General features: G+C 70.7%; 10 protein-coding genes. 2 read left to right on the plus strand and 8 right to left on the minus strand.

Going from position 1 to position 17970, the window contains the following annotated elements:
* Positions 1–462: 462 nt before the first annotated feature.
* Both ACH4XV_RS25180 and ACH4XV_RS25185 read left to right on the plus strand, forming a co-directional pair.
* Positions 463–5439: an amino acid adenylation domain-containing protein gene (locus ACH4XV_RS25180; protein ID WP_395793454.1), complete on the plus strand. Its 4977-nt coding sequence runs from the start codon at positions 463–465 to the stop codon at positions 5437–5439.
* Positions 5436–10889 (plus strand): amino acid adenylation domain-containing protein, encoded by a 5454-nt coding sequence (locus tag ACH4XV_RS25185; RefSeq protein WP_395793456.1) that lies wholly within the window; start codon positions 5436–5438, stop codon positions 10887–10889. Before ACH4XV_RS25180 ends, ACH4XV_RS25185 begins: the two co-directional genes overlap by 4 nt.
* Positions 10890–10976: 87 nt before the next feature.
* Here ACH4XV_RS25185 and ACH4XV_RS25190 read toward each other — a convergent pair whose 3' ends face one another.
* The 8 genes from ACH4XV_RS25190 to ACH4XV_RS25225 form a co-directional block, all read right to left on the minus strand.
* On the minus strand, positions 10977–12062 hold the full coding sequence (locus tag ACH4XV_RS25190; RefSeq protein WP_395793458.1) for a hypothetical protein: 1086 nt from the start codon (positions 12060–12062) through the stop codon (positions 10977–10979).
* A gap of 272 nt (positions 12063–12334) precedes the next feature.
* The gene (locus ACH4XV_RS25195) at positions 12335–13411 is read right to left on the minus strand and encodes a hypothetical protein (protein WP_395793460.1); all 1077 of its coding nucleotides are present in this window, start codon (positions 13409–13411) and stop codon (positions 12335–12337) included.
* Between the two features lie 26 nt (positions 13412–13437).
* Positions 13438–13569: a hypothetical protein gene (locus tag ACH4XV_RS25200; RefSeq protein ID WP_395793461.1), complete on the minus strand. Its 132-nt coding sequence runs from the start codon at positions 13567–13569 to the stop codon at positions 13438–13440.
* A 391-nt stretch (positions 13570–13960) separates the two neighbouring features.
* Entirely contained in the window at positions 13961–14161 is a 201-nt protein-coding gene (locus tag ACH4XV_RS25205) for a hypothetical protein (protein ID WP_395793463.1), read from the minus strand.
* A gap of 283 nt (positions 14162–14444) precedes the next feature.
* Positions 14445–15227 carry a phosphotransferase family protein gene (locus tag ACH4XV_RS25210; RefSeq protein WP_395793465.1) on the minus strand — a complete coding sequence of 261 codons (783 nt, stop codon included), beginning with the start codon at positions 15225–15227 and terminating at the stop codon, positions 14445–14447.
* 249 nt (positions 15228–15476) lie between these two features.
* A complete protein-coding gene (locus tag ACH4XV_RS25215; RefSeq protein WP_395793466.1) occupies positions 15477–15650 on the minus strand; it encodes a hypothetical protein in 174 nt (57 codons plus the stop codon).
* A gap of 368 nt (positions 15651–16018) precedes the next feature.
* The gene (locus tag ACH4XV_RS25220; protein ID WP_395793468.1) at positions 16019–16789 is read right to left on the minus strand and encodes a GntR family transcriptional regulator; all 771 of its coding nucleotides are present in this window, start codon (positions 16787–16789) and stop codon (positions 16019–16021) included.
* A gap of 57 nt (positions 16790–16846) precedes the next feature.
* A complete protein-coding gene (locus ACH4XV_RS25225; RefSeq protein ID WP_395793470.1) occupies positions 16847–17266 on the minus strand; it encodes a TIGR03668 family PPOX class F420-dependent oxidoreductase in 420 nt (139 codons plus the stop codon).
* Between the last annotated feature and the right edge of the window lie 704 nt (positions 17267–17970).

Here is a 17970-nt window from a genome sequence, read left to right on the forward strand (position 1 = left end):
ACGGTAGGGAGCGCCGACGAACCGCCGACCACACGCGCCTGAAGCCCGGACCAACGATCGGGTCCGCCGGGTGTCCGGCGGCCGACAGCCGGGCGAACCGCCTATCACGTCACATACACCCCAAGCCCGCAGAAGCCGCCCCCGCGCAACCCCGGGCCCCGGTCGCCTTCCCTGGCCCATCCCCTTCGCCACCAACCTCGGCTCGCCCCAACTCCGGTGTGTGCCAAGCGTTTCGCAAGCCTCGCGCGATACACCTGCTCCCGTCGAAGCCGGCCGGCACGGTCCGATTCGACCCGGTTCGCTGCCCTCCGGGCGTGACGGTGCGACGGCTGCTTTCGGCCAACCCGAAGTAGTGGGGGGAAGATGCTAGGCACAGTCAAATCCTTCCTCCACGATCTCCCCGGGAGCACATCGCCTGCGTCGCCGACCACGAATCGGCATGAGGACCCTTCAGGAGAGTCGATGAGTTCAACCGCATTCCCCGAGCTGGATCCGGCCGCACCCCTGGCCGCTCCGGTGGACGCCCGGATCGTGCACATGCCCACCTCGATCGCGGTGATCGCCGGCGAACACCGGCTCTCCTACCGCGAGTTGGGCGATCAGGCCGATCTGGTCGGGGCGCGCCTCGCGGCGGCCGGGGTGACCAGGGGCACCCTGGTCGGGGTCTGCCTGCCCCGCACACCCCACCTGGTCGCCACCCTGCTCGCGATCCTCCGCGCCGGAGCCGCGTACGTACCGCTCGACCCCGAGTACCCGCGCGACCGGCTGGAGTGGGTGATCGGCGACTCGCAGGCCCCCGTCGTGGTCACCGACCACGCCCACGAACACCTCCTGGCCTCGGCCGCGACCAGGCTCGTGCACGTCGACGGACCGCCGCCCGCCGATCCGACACCCGCTCGCGCGCTGACCGGCCCGGACGATCTCGCCTACGTGCTCTACACCTCCGGCTCCACCGGCCGGCCCAAGGGTGTCCGGGTGACCCACCGCGGGGTCGTGGCGATGCTGCGCTGGGCGGCCGACACCTATCGGCCCGACCAGGTCCGCGGGGTGTTGTGCTCCACCTCGGTGTGCTTCGACATCTCCGTCTACGAACTGTTCTTCCCGCTCGCCGTCGGCGGCACGCTGATCCTCGTCGAGAACGTGCTCGCGCTCGCCGACGCGCCCGCGCGGGACGAGGTCACCCTGATCAACACGGTGCCCAGCGCGATCGCCGCGCTGCTGCGCGGTCCCGGACTGCCGGCCGGGGTTCGTACGATCAACCTGGTCGGCGAGGCGCTGTCGCGGCGGGTCGCGGACCAGGTGTACGCGTGCCCGCAGGTCGAGGTGCTGTACAACCTGTACGGGCCGACCGAGGACACCGTGTACTCCACCTGGGCCGTGGTGGACCGCGCCGACCGGGCCGAGCCGCTGATCGGCGTACCGATCCCCGGCACCACCGCCCACGTACACGGCGAGGACGGCGAACCCGTCGCGGACGGCGAGCTGGGCGAGCTGTACCTCGCGGGCGACGGCCTCGCGCAGGGGTATCACGGCCGCCCCGACCTGACCGCCGAGCGCTTCGTCACGGTGGCGGGGGAACGCCGCTACCGCACCGGTGACCTGGTGCGACGCAGACCCGACGGCGCGCTGGAGTACCACGGCCGGGCCGACCAGCAGGTCAAGCTGCGCGGCTTCCGGATCGAACTCGGCGAGATCGAGGCGGTGTTGACCGGACACCCCGGAGTCCAGGCCGCCGCCGTGGTGCTGCGCGAGGACGCGGCCGGACCGTTCCTGGCGGCGTTCGTGCAGCCCGCCGCCGGGACGACCGACGGATGGCCGGCCGGTCCCGCCGACCTGCGCGCCCACTGCCTCACCCGGCTTCCCGCCTACATGCTCCCCGACGCCGTTTCCCTGCTCCCGGAGCTGCCGCTCACCCTCAACGGCAAGATCGACCGCAAGGCGCTGCCGGAGGCCACCCGATCCCGCTTCGTGGCCGCGGAGTTCGTCGGCCCCCGCACGCCCACCGAGACCCGCGTCGTGGCGATCTTCCACGACGTGCTCGGCGTGCCCCGCATCGGCGTGCACGACCCGTTCCTCGACGCCGGCGGCAACTCGCTCCTGGCCGTCGGGCTGCTGGCCCGCGTCGAGCGGGAGTTCGGGATCCGCATCCCGCTCGACACCTTCTTCGCCCTGCCCACCCCCGCCGCCGTGGCCGAACGCGTCGAGCGGGCCGAACCGGGCTCGACCGGCCCGTTGGTCGAACCGCCGTACCGCGACCCGCGCACCCCCGTTCTGGTGGGCACCGTCCAGCGCGAGTTCGCCACGCACGAACTGGTCGCCCCCGGAAGCGCGTTGTACAACGTGCCGCTGCGGATCCGGGCCACCGGCGCGCTGGATCCGGTCGAACTGAGTCGGGCCCTGGGCGAACTGGTGGCACGGCACGAGGTGTTGCGCACCGCGCTGCTGTTCCGGGCCGGCGCGCCGGTGGCCGAGATTCGACCGCCCTACCCGGTCGAGGTGCCGCTGCTCGACCTGCCGGACGCGGACCCCGCACAGGTGGAGGCGGCGCTGCGCCCGTACGCGCGCCGGCCGCTGGACCGGGCCGAGGGCCGGCTGGTGCGCGCGGTCGCCGTGCGCACCGGCCCGGATCGGTACGAACTGCTGCTGGTGATCCACCACATCGCGATGGACGGCTGGTCGATCGGGCTGCTCCTGAACGATCTGGCCCGGGCCTATCAGGGCCTGCCGCTCGGCGAACCCGCGCTCCAGTACCGCGACGTGGCCGCGTGGGAGCGCCGGTACGCCGACGCGCACGAGGACGAGGCCCGCCGCTGGGCCGCCCGGTTGGCCGACCTGGGCCCGGAGCAGTACATCCCCGGCGACCGCACCCACGCCGACCCGTTCGACCCGAGCGGGGCCCGGTTCGCCCGCCGCCTCGACGCCGGCCTCGTGCGCGCCGCCGAGGAGTGGGCGGCCGGCGAGGGGGCCAGCCTGTACATGGCCATGCTCGCCGCCCTCGGCATCCTGGTGAACCGCTACACCGGCCGCACCGACCAGGCCGTGCTCACCCCGTTCGCGGTCCGCCCGCTGCCGGAGCTGGAGGACGTGGTCGGCCCGTTGCTGAACACGGTGCCGCTGCGGTTTTGGGTCGAGGGCACCGACTCGTTCCGCGAGCTGGTGCACCGGCTGCGCCCGATCGTGCTCGACGCGCTCGACCACAGCGCGCTGCCCTACCTGGAACAGCTGCGCTTCGCGGGTGTGGCCGGCGCGGACACCTCCACACCCGTGTCCCAACTGCTGCTCGCGGTGCAGAACCACCCGGGCGCTGCGGTCGAACTGCCGGGTCTGACCCTGGAGTTCCTGGAAGAGATGTGCAACGGCGGAGCCAAGACCGACCTGTCGATGTTCGTCGAGTTCCCGGCGAGCGGGCCGCTGCTGTCCGTGGAATACCGCACCGGGCGCTACGACGCGGCCTCGATCGCGACGATCGTCGACCACCTGATGGCGATCCTCGCCGAGGGCCTGGCCGCACCGGACCGGCCGATCGCTGAAACGATCATGCTCGATCCGGCCGAATACACGCGGGTGGTCGACGCCGCCAACCCCGCGCCGACCGCGCGCCCCGACGTGTCCCTGCCCGAGCTGATCGCCGCGCAGATCGCCCGCACCCCGGACGCGATCGCCGTCTCCGCCGCGAGCGGCACCCTCACCTACAACGAACTGGACGCCCTCGCCGCCCGGTTGGCCCGCACCCTGCGCTACTACGGCGCCGAGCGCGGCACCCGCGTGGCGGTCGCCATGCCCCGCACCCACCTGCTGCCCGCCGCGCTCCTGGCCGTGCTGCGCACCGGAGCCGCCTACCTGCCGATCGACACCGACCAGCCGATCGCCCGCAACCGGGCCCTGCTCGACGACGCCAAGGTCACCCTGATCGTCGGGGAGAGCGCGCACGCGGCCGGGGTGCCGCTGTTGGCCGACCCCGGCTACGACGTGGTCCTCGTGGACGGCGACGAGGTCCGCCTCGCCCCCGCCGCCACCCCGGACCCGGGCATCGAGGCCGAGGACCCGGCCTACCTCATCCACACCTCCGGCTCCACCGGCCGCCCCAAGGCGGTCGTCGTCCCGCACCGCGCCATCGTCAACTTCCTGCTTTCGATGGCCCGCGAACCCGGACTGACCGCCGCCGACACGATGGCCGCCGTCACCACGCTCACCTTCGACATCGCCGCCCTGGAACTGTGGTTGCCGCTCGTGGTCGGCGCCCGGGTGGAGATCGCCGACCGGGAGACGAGCGCCGACGGCCGCCGACTGGCCGACTGGCTCGACCGCCGCGAGGTGACGGTGTGCCAGGCCACCCCGGCCACGTGGCGCATGCTCCTGGAGGCGCACTGGCCCGGCCGCCCCGGCCTGGTCGCGCTCTCCGGCGGCGAGGCGCTGACCGGCGACCTGGCCGGCGCGCTGCTCGACCGCTGCGCGCGGGTGTGGAACATGTACGGACCGACCGAGACCACGGTCTGGTCCACCCTGCTGCGCGTCGAACGCGCCCACGCGGCGCTGCGCGTGGTCCCGATCGGCACGCCGATCGACAACACCCGGGTGTACGTGCTGGACGCGGCCGGCCGCCCCGCACCCGTCAACGCGCCCGGCGAGTTGTGCATCGCCGGCGCCGGTGTCGCGCTGGGCTATCTCGGCAATGCCGAGACCACCGCGGCACGTTTCGTCCACGACCCGTTCGGCCCGCCCGCCGCGCTGATGTACCGCACCGGCGACATCGCCTGCCGGCGCCGCGACGGATCGCTCGAATTCCACGGCCGGGCCGACCACCAGGTCAAGCTGCGCGGCTTCCGGATCGAACTGGGCGAGGTGGAGGCGGGGTTGACCGCACTGCCCGAGGTGACCGCAGCCGTCGCGAGCGTGTGGGACGCGCCCGCAGGGCCGACCCTGGTCGGCTACGTCGTCTCGGAAACCCCTTTCGTCGCGGACGAGTTGACCGCCGCGCTCGCCGAACGGCTGCCCCGACACCTGATCCCCGGCGTGCTGATCCCGCTCGACGCGCTGCCGCTGACCCCCGCCGGAAAGATCGACCGGAAGGCCCTGCCGGAGCCGCGCCCCGGCGGCAGCGGCGCACCCCCCGAGGGCGACTGCGAGGAGATCCTGGCCGAGATCTGGCACGAACTGCTCGGCCCGGTCCGGATCGGCCGCGACGACCGGTTCCTGGGCCTGGGCGGCAACTCGCTCCAGGCACTGCGGATGGCGGCCATGGTCGAGGAGCGCTTCGAGATCACCTTCCCGCTGCGTGTCGTCTTCGAGGCGCCGAGCCTGGCCGCGATGGCCCGCCGGATCGAGGACATCCTGATGGCGGAACCGGAGGACCCCGGAGAGTTCGACGAATATCCGGACGTCGTCGAGCACACCGGACCGACCGAATACCCCGACTCGACCGTGCGGGACGTGCGATGACCGACTCCGAGGAGATCCTGACCACGCGCCCCGATCCCGACCGGGATCCGGAGCGCGCCCGCCGCGAACACCTGCGCCGCCGACTGGCCAGGGCCCGATCCGCCACACCCCGGGCCGAGTTGACCCCCAGGCCCGCCGACGTACCCACGCCGCTGTCCGCCGCGCAACGCCGGATGTGGTTCCTGGCCCAGTACGAACCCGACGGGGCCGCCTACAACATGCCGCTCGTGCTGCTCCTGACCGGCCGTCCAGACGAGGCCGCGCTCGGCGCCGCGCTCACCGACGTGGTGGCCCGGCACGAGGTGTTGCGCACGGTGTACCCCAGCGTGGACGGCCACGTGCTGCCCACCGTCCTGGACGTCGACCGGTTCGCGATGCCCGTCGTGGACCTGCCGGAGCCGGACGTACCGGACCGGCTCGCCGCCGAGGCCCGGCAACCCTTCGACCTGGCCGAGGATCTGCCCATCCGGGCCGTCCTGTTACGCTCCGACGACCGCTACGTACTGAGCGTGGTGCTGCACCACATCGCGGCCGACGCCTGGTCGGTGGGCGTGCTGTTCCGCGAGCTGACCGCCGCGTACACCGCCCGCCTCGCCGGCCGCGAACCCGAATTGCCGCCCCTGCCGGTCCAGTACGCCGACGTCGCCTACCGCCAGGAGACCACCCTCGCCGCCGAACTCGACCGGCAGCGCGCCTGGTGGCTGGACCGGCTGCGCGGCGCACCCGCCACGATCACCGTCCCCACCGACCGCCCGCGTCCGGCCGTGGCCGACACCGCGGGCGAGCGCATCCAGGTCGCCCTCGGCGCGGACCGCTCGCGCCGCGTCCGGGCCCTGGCCGAACGCACCGGCACCACCACGTACATGGTGCTGTTGACCGCCCTCCAGGTGGTGCTCGCCCGGTACAACGGCGGTACCGATGTGACCGTCGGCAGCCCGGTGGCCGGACGTACGCACCGCAGCACCGATACGTTGATCGGCTGCTTCGTCAACACCCTCGCGATGCGCACCGATCTGTCGGGCGAACCGAGCGTGCGCGAACTGCTCGACCGGGTCCGGGAGGGTACCCTCGCCGCGTTCGCCCGCCAGGAACTGCCCTTCGACCGACTCGTCGACGCGCTCGACCTCGAACGCGAACTCGCCTACACGCCGCTGTTCCAGGTACTGCTCAACGTGCACAACCAGACCTCCGTACATCCCACGCTGCCCGGCGTCGAGGTCGAGTGGCGCGACACGTACACCGGAGCCGCGAAGTTCGACCTGTCGATCGCCGTGCTGGACACCGGACCCGCCGACGAGTTGCGCGCCGACCTGGTCTGGCGCAGCGCGCTCTACGACGAGTCCACCATCCGGCGCACCTTCGGCCACCTCGCCACCGTCCTGGACGCGATGGCGGCCGACCCGGAACGGCCGGTGGCCGAACTCCCCTTGCTCACCGCCGCCGAGGAGAGCGCGCTCGCCGGATGGAACGACACCGCACGCGCGTGGGACACCGCCGGCACCCTGCACGGCCTGATCGAGGCCCAGGCCCGCGCCACGCCGAACCGACCGGCGGTCCGCGGCGCCGACGAAACGCTCACATACGCGGAACTGGACGCCCGCGGCGCAGTGTTGGCCCGGCGGCTGACCGCCCTGGGGGTCGGTCCGAACCGTGTCGTCGGGCTGTTCGCGGAGCGCTCGTCCGCGCTGATCGTCGGCATGCTCGGCATCCTCAAGGCCGGCGGTGCCTATCTGCCCCTCGACCCGCTCTACCCCGACGACCGCATCCGTACGCTCCTCACCGCCGCCGACGCCGTCGCCGTGGTCGCCACCGCCGACCTGCACGCTCGCGTCGGCGACACCCTGCCGGTGGTCGCCCCAGACCCGGTCGCCCCCGCCGACCCGGTCCCGGACCCGGCCGTCCCGCCGACACCGGTCGCCGCCACGGACCTGTGCTACGTGCTGTTCACCTCCGGCTCCACCGGCACCCCCAAGGCGGTGGCGGTCGAGCATCGCAACTACCTCAACTACCTGTACGGGCTGCGCGAGCGAATACGGCCGGCCGACGGCCGGCCGTGGAACTGGGCGCTGGTGTCCACCTTCGCCGCCGACCTCGGCACGACCAACGTGTTCGGCGCGCTCACCTCGGGCGGCTGCCTGCACCTGCTCACTCGGGACCAGGCCACCGATCCGGACGCGTTCGCCGCATATCTGACGGCGCATCGCATCGATGCGATGAAGCTGGTACCCAGTCATCTGGAGGGACTGGCCGCGGTCGGCGGCCGGTTCGCCGACGCGCTACCGCGCGAGCTGCTGATCTGCGCGGGCGAACCGCTCCGCGCCGAACTGCTCGACCGGATCCGGGCGGCCCGGCCGGAGTTGACCGTGCACAACCACTACGGGCCGACCGAGACCACCGTCTCGATGCTCGGCGCACCCGTCACGGAGGTGCCCGCCGGCGCGGCGAGCGCGCCGCTGGGGCTGCCGTTCGGCAACGTCGGCGCGCATGTGCTCGATTCGCTGCGCCGACCGCTTCCCGTGGGCGTGCCGGGCGAGTTGTACGTGACCGGCGAGGGGGTGGCCCGGGGCTATCTCGGACCGGCCGCGTCGAACACGGAGCGTTTCGTCGATCTCGACGGACGGCGTGCGTACCGGACCGGCGACCTGGTCCGGCGGCGCCCCGACGGCCTGATCGAGTTCCTGGGCCGGGCCGACCACCAGGTCAAGATCCGCGGCTTCCGGGTCGAGATCGGCGAGGTGGAAGCCGAACTCGGCGCGCTGCCCGGGGTACGCGAGGCGGTCGTGGTGGCCCGCGGCGAGGGCGCGGCCCGCAAGCTCGTGGGCTACGTGGTCGTCGAAGCCGCCACGCCGGCGGACCGAACCGCCCCCGACGGCCTCACGATTCGCACCGCCGTGCGCACCCGTCTGCCCGACTACATGGTCCCCTCGGCGGTCGTGGTGCTGCCCGCCCTGCCCCTCACCCCCAACGGCAAGGTGGACCGCGCGGCCCTGCCCGAACCCGACCTCGCACCCGCCCCGGACACCCGCGTCGAGCCCGCCACGGCCACCGAACAGGCCGTGGCCGCCACCTTCGCCGAGGTACTCGGCACCGCTGCCATCGGCGCCGGCGACGACTTCTTCGCGCTGGGCGGGGACAGCTTCTCCGCCGTCCGCGCGGTGCGTGCCATCGGGCGGGGCCTGTCCATCATCGACCTGTTCCAGCACCCGGTGGTGGGCGAACTCGCCGCGCTGATCGACCGCCGCGCCGACGGCCCCGAACCCGACGAGGGTGATCGTTCGCTGCTGCACCGGCTCACCCGGGACGCGGGGCCGACCACGTTGTCCCTGGTCTGCGTTCCGTACGGCGGCGGCAGTCCGATCACCTTCCAACCGCTCGCCGACGCGCTGCCGGCCGGACACCGGCTGTACGCGGTGGAACTGCCCGGACACGATCCGGGCCGGCCCGACGACGAGCCCGAGCAACTGGACGCGCTGGCCGACCGGTTGACCACGCAGATCGTCGCCCGGATCCAGGGGCCGATCCTGCTCTACGGGCACTGCCTGGGCGGCGCGTTGGCCACCGCACTGGCCGCACGCCTGGAGGCGGCCGGCGCCGAACTGCGCGGCCTGGCGCTCGGCGGCACCTTCCCCGCCGCGCGGCTCCCGGGCCGGCTCGCCGCGTGGGTGGCCGAGCGGCTGCCCGGCGACCGGCTGCTCTCCGACCGGGCCTACCTCGACTACCTGCGTGCGATGGGCGGCTTCACCGACGTCTACGACGAGGCCGAACAGCGCTTCCTGATCCGGGCGTTGCGGCACGACGTGCGCCAGGCCGAGGACTTCTACACCCGCGCCTACGGCGACGAGCGGCCCGTGCCGGTGGCCGCGCCGATCCTGTGCGTGGTCGGCGACAAGGACCGGGCGACCCTGCTGTACGAGGAACGCTACGCGGAATGGGAGCACTTCGGGCCGCGCGTCGAACTCGCGGTGATCCCGAGGGCCGGGCACTACTTCCTCAAGCACCAGGCGGGCGAGTTGGCCCGGTTGCTCGGCCGGTGGTCGGCCGGCCCGGCACCGACGGCCGAACTCCCGTCCGCACGACCGGCGGCGGCCCGGCCGAATCTGGCCACGTTCGCCAAGGTGGCCGGCGGGCAATTCGTGTCGATGATCGGCACCGCGCTGTCCACGTTCGCGCTCGGCGTCTGGGTCTACCTGCGGACCGGATCCGCCTTCGACTTCGCGATGATCTCGGTGGCGGCGGTGTTGCCCGCGGTGTTGCTGCTGCCGATCGCCGGGGCGGTGGCGGACCGGATGGACCGGCGGCGGATCATGATCGTCACCGATACCGTTGCCGCCGCCGCGATGCTCTCGCTAGGCGTGTTGTTGTGGACCGGATATCTCGACCTGTGGCACGTATACGTGGTCGCCTGCGTCGGGTCGGTCTGCAACGCCTTTCAACGGCCCGCCTACATCGCGGCGATCGCCCAACTGGTGCCCAAGCGCTACCTCGGCCAGGCCAACGGGCTGGCCCAACTGGGCACCGGATCGGGCGACATGCTCGCCGCGCTGGCCGGCGGCGTACTGGTCGCGGCGGTCGGGCTGCACGGCGTGGTGTTGTTCGACATGGCGACGTTCCTGGTCGGGGTGACCGTACTGCTGCGGGTGCGCTTCCCGAACGCGCTGTTCGAAAAGCGCGAGGAACCGCTGCTGCGCGAGGTGGTGACGGGCTGGCGCTACATCGTGCGGCGGCGCGGACTGGTCGCGATGGTGGTCTTCTTCGTGGTGTTCAACTACCTCTTCGCGGTGGCGACCGTGCTGGTGACGCCGATGGTGCTGGCCGACGGTTCGGCGGTGACGCTGGGCGTGGTCACCGCGGTCGGCGGGATCGGCGCGGTGCTCGGTGCGCTGGTGATGGCCCTGTGGGGCGGGACGGCGCGGCGGGCCACCGGGATGATCGGCTTCACCTCGGTGGTCGGCGTGGCCGCGGTGTTCGCGGGCAGTCGGCCCGAGCCGGTCTTCGTCGCGGTCGGACTGTTCGTGTTGTGGGCGGCGCTGATGATCCTCAACTCGCACTGGATGGCGCTGATCCAGACCAAGGTCGGGATGGAGTTGCAGGGCCGGGTGCTGGCCACCAATCAGATGCTGGCGATGTCCATGATGCCGCTGGGCTTCCTGACCGCCGGGCCGCTGGCGGACCGGGTGTTCGAGCCGCTGCTGCGGCCCGACGGTGCGCTCGCCGGGTCGCTGGGGCCGATCCTGGGCACGGGACCGGGGCGCGGTACGGGGCTGTTGCTGGTTCTGGTTGGCCTGACTCTGGGGGTGTGGGGCCTGTTGGGGCTGGCGTACCGGCCGCTGAGTCGGATGGAGGACGCGCTGCCCGACGCGGTGCCGGACGTGGAGATCGGCGACAAGGACGCCATCCAGGCGGCGGCGGACCGGCAGTTGGCGGGATCGGGGGCGTCACCGACGATCTGATCGATCGAAACGCGGGGCCGGGCGGGCGCGATCGGGGCCGCCCGGCCCCGCGGGTCCCCCCGACGTGGCGGGTCACCGATGGGGGCCTCAGCGGGACGCGGGCGTACAGCGCGGCCGGGTGCGGGCGGCGTACGACCGGGCGGACACCGCGAGGGCGAAGCCCAGGCCGCCGAACGCGGCGCCGCCGAAGGCGATCAGCCACAGGGTGCCGGATCGGGTGCCGCCGATGAGCGGATCCGGATCGGGGGTGGGGAGCACGTGGAGCGCGGCGAGGGGGGCGTACACCGACAGAAGAACGCCGTACAGGGCGAGCCCGAACGCGGTGAGCGCCGCCGGCACCAGTGGCAGGAGCCGGGGCACACGACGGCCGCCGAGCCACGGCAGCGGACGTGGGAAGCGCTGTCCCCATGGGTAGAGCAGCCCGGCGATCAGGAAGAGGGCCACGCAGGCGGCCAGTACGGTCGCGTCGATGCCCACGTCGGCGAGCGCGCGCACCGGCCGGGAGTCGTCGGCGTGTGAGGCCTTCCAGCGTTCGGCGGTGATGCCGAGGGCGTCCCCACCCAGCGTCCATATGGTTTTCACGGCCATCCACGGCAGGAGGCCGGTGGTCAGGAGGAACGCGGTGCGCCTGGTTCGCCGGGACGCGATCGACGGTGCGGGCCGCTGTAGCGGTGCATTGGCCCGGGCGGCGACATGGGCTTGGCCGCAGTCGGGGCATGCCCCGGTGGATCGCCGGTGGTGGGCGAGGGCGAGCGTGGTGGTGACGGTCGTGCTGAGCAGGACGTGCGCCAGGCCGGTCGCGCTTTCCACGCCCGCGCCGGCGCTGATCGTGACCAGGTAGGCGGGCAACGGTGCCATGCCGAAGCCCAGGACGGGAATGGCGCCGAGCAGGACGCCGGCGACGCCGCGGGACGCCCGCCGCGTGCGCGGTGCGAGGCAGGCCGCGGTGCCGGCGAGCAGGGCCACCAAGGCGAGGGCGTACTGGACCGCCGCCGGGTGCGCGGAGTGGGCCTTCCACGGCACGGCCGTCCCGGTCACGGCCCACGTCACCTGGACGACGGCGTACACCGCCGCCGCCACGGCCGCCGCCGGGGCCCATGCGGACCGGCGGCGCGCCGGCCACCGTGCGGGCGGGGCCGGATCGGCGATGGGCGTGGGAAGGGGAGGGGCCACGACGACCTCCGGGCTCGGTTTCGGGCGGGTCTCCACCTTTGCCGCGCAGCCGCACGGGGTCGTCGCCCGACGGACCGCCGCCTGCTCCCCCGGGCGGGGGACGACGGGCTACCCCAAAGGTCGCCGCGCTCAAGCCGGATCCGGCCTTCGGCCGAGTGTCCTCAAACGCCGGACGGGCTGGGTTTCGCGGACCGGGTGCGTTCGGCCCGGTCCGGCGCGGCTGGGCCTGGTCCGCGGTTGCGATCGTGCTTCGGGCCGGGGCTGACACGGTGCTAGGCGCCGGACGCCGGTTTGATCTCCACTCGGCCGTTCGGCCCGTCGAGCCACGTCGACTGACCTTCACGGGTCACGGTGACCCCGTGTCGTTCGCGCGGCGGTTCGCCATGGTCCCGCCACGCCTCGTACGCGGCTTCGATTTCCGCCCACAGATCACGGGGTCCGGACTCGTTCACCTCGAAGGAGTCCACACCGGGCTTGTAGTCGATTGCTGCCCATGACGTCCCGTCGGCGTACCAGACCGTGAACTCTTCGGCCCGGTCGCCCGACCCGAAGAACGTCCGGTGCTCTACCTCGGGCAATCGCAACCCGATTGCGAAGTCCGCGTGTTCCTCCAGGATGGGTCGCGGGTCCATCGCCGTATGTCGTACCCGAGCCGTGTCCGGGTCCGCGATGACGTCACCAACCAACCGCCGGTCCTCGAACCGGCGACGCTGCGACCGAGCGAACATGAATGCGGCATTGCCGACGAACCGGCCGCTCGCCGCGCCGTCGTCCGCGACGACCAACCGCAACAGCCCGCTGTTGTTGTACGGCGTGCCCCAGGGCGTGACGATCACCCCGCCGGGGCGTACCTGCTCTACCCACTCGTAAGGCACGCGCTGAACCGCCATGGTCGCAATGAGGCGGTCGTACGGTGCGCCTTCCTTGTGCCCCCGCAAGCCGTCGCCGACGATCAGCGTCGGTTCGAAGTCGCAGGCGAACAAGGCCGCGCGGGCTTGGTCGGCAACGAGCGGATCGATCTCGATCGACGTCACCCGGCCGCGCGTCAGCGCCGTGGCCAACAGCGCTGTCGACCAGCCGCTTCCCGTACCGATTTCGAGCACGTTGTCATCGGTGTGTGGGTCGAGCTGTTCGAGCATGAGTCGAACGAGGAACGGCATGGACACGGACGACGTGGGGATCATGTGACCGGCGTCGGTCCCGTCGTCGACCTGAGTAACGAGCGGGATGTCCGCCACTACGGCTTCCTCCCATGCGCTCGGGTCGGTGCTGCGGTCGATCCGTGCGCCGTCGTCGCCTGCCCACACCACTTCGGGGACGTACGGGCGACGGGGTGTGTCCGCGAACACGCGATCCCACGCGGGACGTGTGTCCGTCACTTGTCCTTGTCCTTCGGGTCGGTGGGGTCGTTCGACGGGATCGGCTTGTCCTTCGGCCATTGGCCGTCCTTGTCACGGTGGGGGGTCTTGCCGTCCCCGTCGTTGCCGGGCTCTTCGTGTTCAGCCATCGTCGTACCTCTCGAGTTGTCGAGTCGGTATCCATGCTGTGCCTGCCCGCCGGTCGCGGGATGTCGAATACCCATACGGGTTGGAGCTGTTCCGCTTCCGCCGGCGGGTGGCCCAGGTCCCCGCGGGGTGGTCCAGCCGATGATCGGCACGCCGGACGCTCGCGGGTACGAGCGGTTGCGCGTGGACCGATCCGCCGAAATCCGGCCTCAAGAGTCGGGCGGGACCGGAGGGCCCGTGAGGGGGCGGGTACGTCTTGACGTGGTCGAGGCACGCGAAGATGCTTGCGCCCGCGAGAGCGCGCGGTGAGTTGACCAGGGCAACGATGACGCAGTCGTGGCGGTAGGCGCTGCAGCGTACGCAGTAGCGGAATGCCGGGGGCGCGGGGGAGCGTCACGCCATCACCCCCGCCGCGCGCGCCGCGACGGTCCAGTCGTGGACGGGCCAGGTCGTGGCTTCGGCGAGTTCGGTGCGCCGGTCTTCCGCTCGTCGCTGTTCTTCGGCCGCTTTTGCTTCGGCGGATTGCCGGCGCCGTTCGGCGAGTTCTTCCGGCGTCATCAGGTAAGGCGGGACGACCGTCGCCGAATCCTGCATGGGCGGGTCGTCGTCGGCGGGGGTGGGCGGCACGAAGTCCCGCCATTGGGCTCGGGTTTGTGGTTTCGGGTTCGTGGGGCTGCCGGGGCGGGCGCGCTTCGGTTCGGCGGTCCGGGCATGCATTCCGGCCGACTTCGGCGGGGTGAGCAGTCGGCGCGGCCATCCGAAAAAGGCAGCGATAAGGTGGGTCACGTCGTCAGCTCCCTAAAGCTGTCGGCCAATCCCGGGACCGTTACAGCGGTCGCCGGGGCTTTTTCATGTGTGGGTCACGGCCAGACGACCGTCACTGATCGAGCAGCGATGCCCAGCGTGCGACGTGTTCGGGGCTGTCGGCGCATTCGGCGGTCGCCCCGGCCACGTAGGCGCGGATGGCCGCTCGACTCGCCATGCTCCACGCCGGGAACCGGGCCAGCCACGCTCGGGCTTGCGCCGGGTGGTGTCCGCTGAACAGCAGCCACATGTAAAGGCCGGCGTACTCCGCCCACGCGGGACCGAGTACGGCGCGGCCCCAGTCGACCAGCACGACCTGATCGCGGTAGCCGGCTCGCCGGAGCATCACGTTCGACGGAACGAGGTCGTTGTGCAGCAAGTGATTGCCGGACAGCAACGATCGTTGGTCGCCGTCCAGGTACTTGGTCCACTGGTCGGCGAGTGTCGGCAGCGCCAAGCCGTGTGGCGGGCGGATCTGTTGAACCTCCTGCAAAGTCGCCGACAGGTACCCGAGATCGGTGTGACCGGGTGACAAGTCGGCCTGCCCGCCCTTGACGAAGCCGAACAGGAGCACGGTCCACCCGTGCTCGGCGACGTGTCCGAGCAACGGCGCGGCGAACCGGTTCACGATCGGGGCGAGCAGGGTTTCCCGCCGGTACTGCTCCATCGTGGCGGTGTCGTGATCGGGTGCGGCCTTGGCGAACACCTTGCCGCTGTCGGTGGTCAGCGTGCCGGTGAACGGTGCGTCGCTGTGCCAGGTGCTGATGCGGTCGGATGCGAGAACCGGCCCCGTGACCGACTCGACGGCGAACCGAAGCCCTTCGGGCAACTCGGGCCATGTGTAACGCGTGCTCATTGTGTCCTTTTGGGTGGTCGGGTCACGGGGTCGGCGCGGCTGCTACTTCTTCGTACGCACTGCGGGGCAGCGTTTGCACCTGTCGGCGTGGCCGTAGTGCCACCACTCATGGGCACAGTTCGGGTTGCCGCCTGTGATCTCGTACTCGTCGTCTGCCATGCGCCCTATCTCTCGTGTCGGTAGTGCTCGGATGATGCGGAGCCCGCCCGGCGTTCTTCCCCGAGCGTCAAGGCGGGTCGAACGTGGGCGTCAGCGCGACGCCTTGACCCGGTACAACTCGGAGCCCTTGAGCATGTACGGCCTGCCGCCCGGCGGAAGCACCATGACGACCCGGTCGCTATCGAGCCCGGCACACTCCTCGGCCCGTTCCACCCGTCCTACGGCGTAGGTGTCATGGCCGTGTTCGGGTAGTGGGGCGACCAAGTCACCGACGGCATACCGCAGCGGCAACGGGCGCTCACGCGGGGGGAGTCCGCCGGCCGTGACGATCGGGCTCCGTCTCCGCCCACCACGAAGTCCGCTTCACGGCTCACAGCGTCCGCCCGTATGGGGCACGCCGAACAACCAGGCGCGGATACCGGGCACGGACACGGCGGATGATCCATTCCCGAACGGCGTACTGATCCGGGCTCAACGTCCGTATCTCGTCGGGCGGACGCGTCGACTTCGTCATGCCACTCCCTTTCCGGGCAGTGCAACTTGCATATCCAAGTCACCATCACTCTAGGCTTCGTGACTTGGATATGCAAGATGGTGCGCCGAGGCTGCGATCGAAGCCTCAAGATCAACTTTCAGGGAACGTCGATCACGTACCGGAAGACGTGACGGTCGCACGGGACTCGCGAGTCCAGGACCTCCACGACCTCTCCGGAGGCGACGTGCGCGCTCCGGAACACCCGTGCGAGCGGTACGCCCGGCGGAATCGCGAGTTCTTCCGTTTCCTTCGGAGTCGGCATCCGGATGACCAAGTCTTCGACGAACCGAACGATCCGTTGCTTGATCGGTCCTTCGGGATCCTCGATCAACCGACTGACGCCGCCGCGAATCCGAGGAGATTCCGCGACGGGGGTACCGGCGAATAGATCGGCAGGGTAGTAGCCGTCCACATTTTGCATGGGTTCGCCGTTCACGAAGAATCGGCGGCGACGGAGGATGACGGGAGTTTCCGCCCCGACTCCCAGACGCTCGGCGATCTCAGCCGGTGCCGGAATAATTTCCACGGCAAGGATCTCTTGTTTCGCCTGGAGTCCCTGTGCAGTGGCTTCGGCATTGTAATTTGCGACTCCGGTATCTCGACGGTGCCGGAAGTTGGTGCCGGTCGTGAGAAACCGAACGCTCGGGCGTGGGCGAACGAAAACGCCTTTGCCCTGGTTGCTGATCAGGAGTCCATCAGCTTTGAGCAGCGCGAGCGATTTGCGTACCGTGGCGCGGGTTGTACCGTACCGATCTTTGAGATCGTTCTCGGAAGGCAACCGTGCGCCGGGAGCAAGTTCACCGGACAGGATCGATGCGCGCAGGTCATCGGCAATCCTTCGGAACAAAGGGGCATCCCGATCGGGCATCACAACGTCACCTCCACTTGGCTATGCAAGCAAGGCTATGCCATCTCGCCGGTGACTTCACTCGGCGAAGGACCAGCCGCTCAGGCTGTGGATCGTGATTGCAACGACGGGACCTTCGGGCGCGTGTTCTCTGTACTGTGGATATTTGTCTTTCAGCAAGGCAACAGGTGCGGCGCGGCGCAGATCGTTATCCCAGATCTCTGCGCGCCCGTCGGCGCGGACCCACCAGAGTTCAGACCAATCGTCGGCGTAATGATCGACAAGGATCGATACCCGATTGTTCTCCCGAATGTTACGCAGTCGACGTAGATTGGATGAAGTCTTTGGTTTATGGTCGACAGCAAAATACAACATGCTCCCATCCGACGCGAATGTGATGGGAACCATGTGCGGTTCTCCGGCGCCCGACACGGTGGCCAAGCGGGCTACCCGGGATTTACGCAAGCGCATGCATGCTTCATCATGATTCAGCTTCATACGGTGACGGTACATTGGCGCCGGGGCCGACAACAATCACTCATCTCCGAGGAAAACGTGAAGTCCCGGAAGGTGCTCCCGCGATTGGGACAAGCCCCGGGCCTGGTTTGTGTGGCAGCGCACCAGCCGAGCGGTTCAACACCCGGTCGAGCGTCGAGTCATGTCGGCGTTCGCTGACCAGGGCCGGCGGGTTCGGAAGTCGAAGATCAGCCAACCGGTTCCCCGATCCCCTCGGCGAACACCAGCAAGATGGGTGCTCTTCGCCCACGCGGCGTCACGCATGTCCGCCATGGGGCGGATCGCACGGTCGAAGCGCCAGAACACGAGCGCGGTGAACTCGGCGGGCTTGTGCAGCCGCTCGCCAAGCTCGGGGCGGTCGCGCCGAATTTCGACGCGCTGACGTCAAGGTCGTAGGCGATCCGGTCGCCGAGGTCGATCGCGAGTGCTGCCGCCAACCCCTCCGGCAGGATTCGAGTTGTCGGGCGGGGCTGCTCGTTTCGTCTGTCAGTACGGGTAGGCGGATCGCGGCCACGCCGCGAAGAAGAGAAGCCTCCACGCCGAGCGTGGGACCAATGATGTGCTCGGTGCGCTGACCTGCGATGTTGCCGTGACCACGGGAGTCTCCCAGATGTACTGGTGACTCTCGTTCGGTGGACGGGCAGGGTTTTGCGGACCGAGTGCTTTCGGCCTGGCCGGGCTTGGTT

It is taken from the genome of Embleya sp. NPDC020630 (genome assembly GCF_044334985.1).
Classification (GTDB): Bacteria; Actinomycetota; Actinomycetes; order Streptomycetales; family Streptomycetaceae; genus Embleya.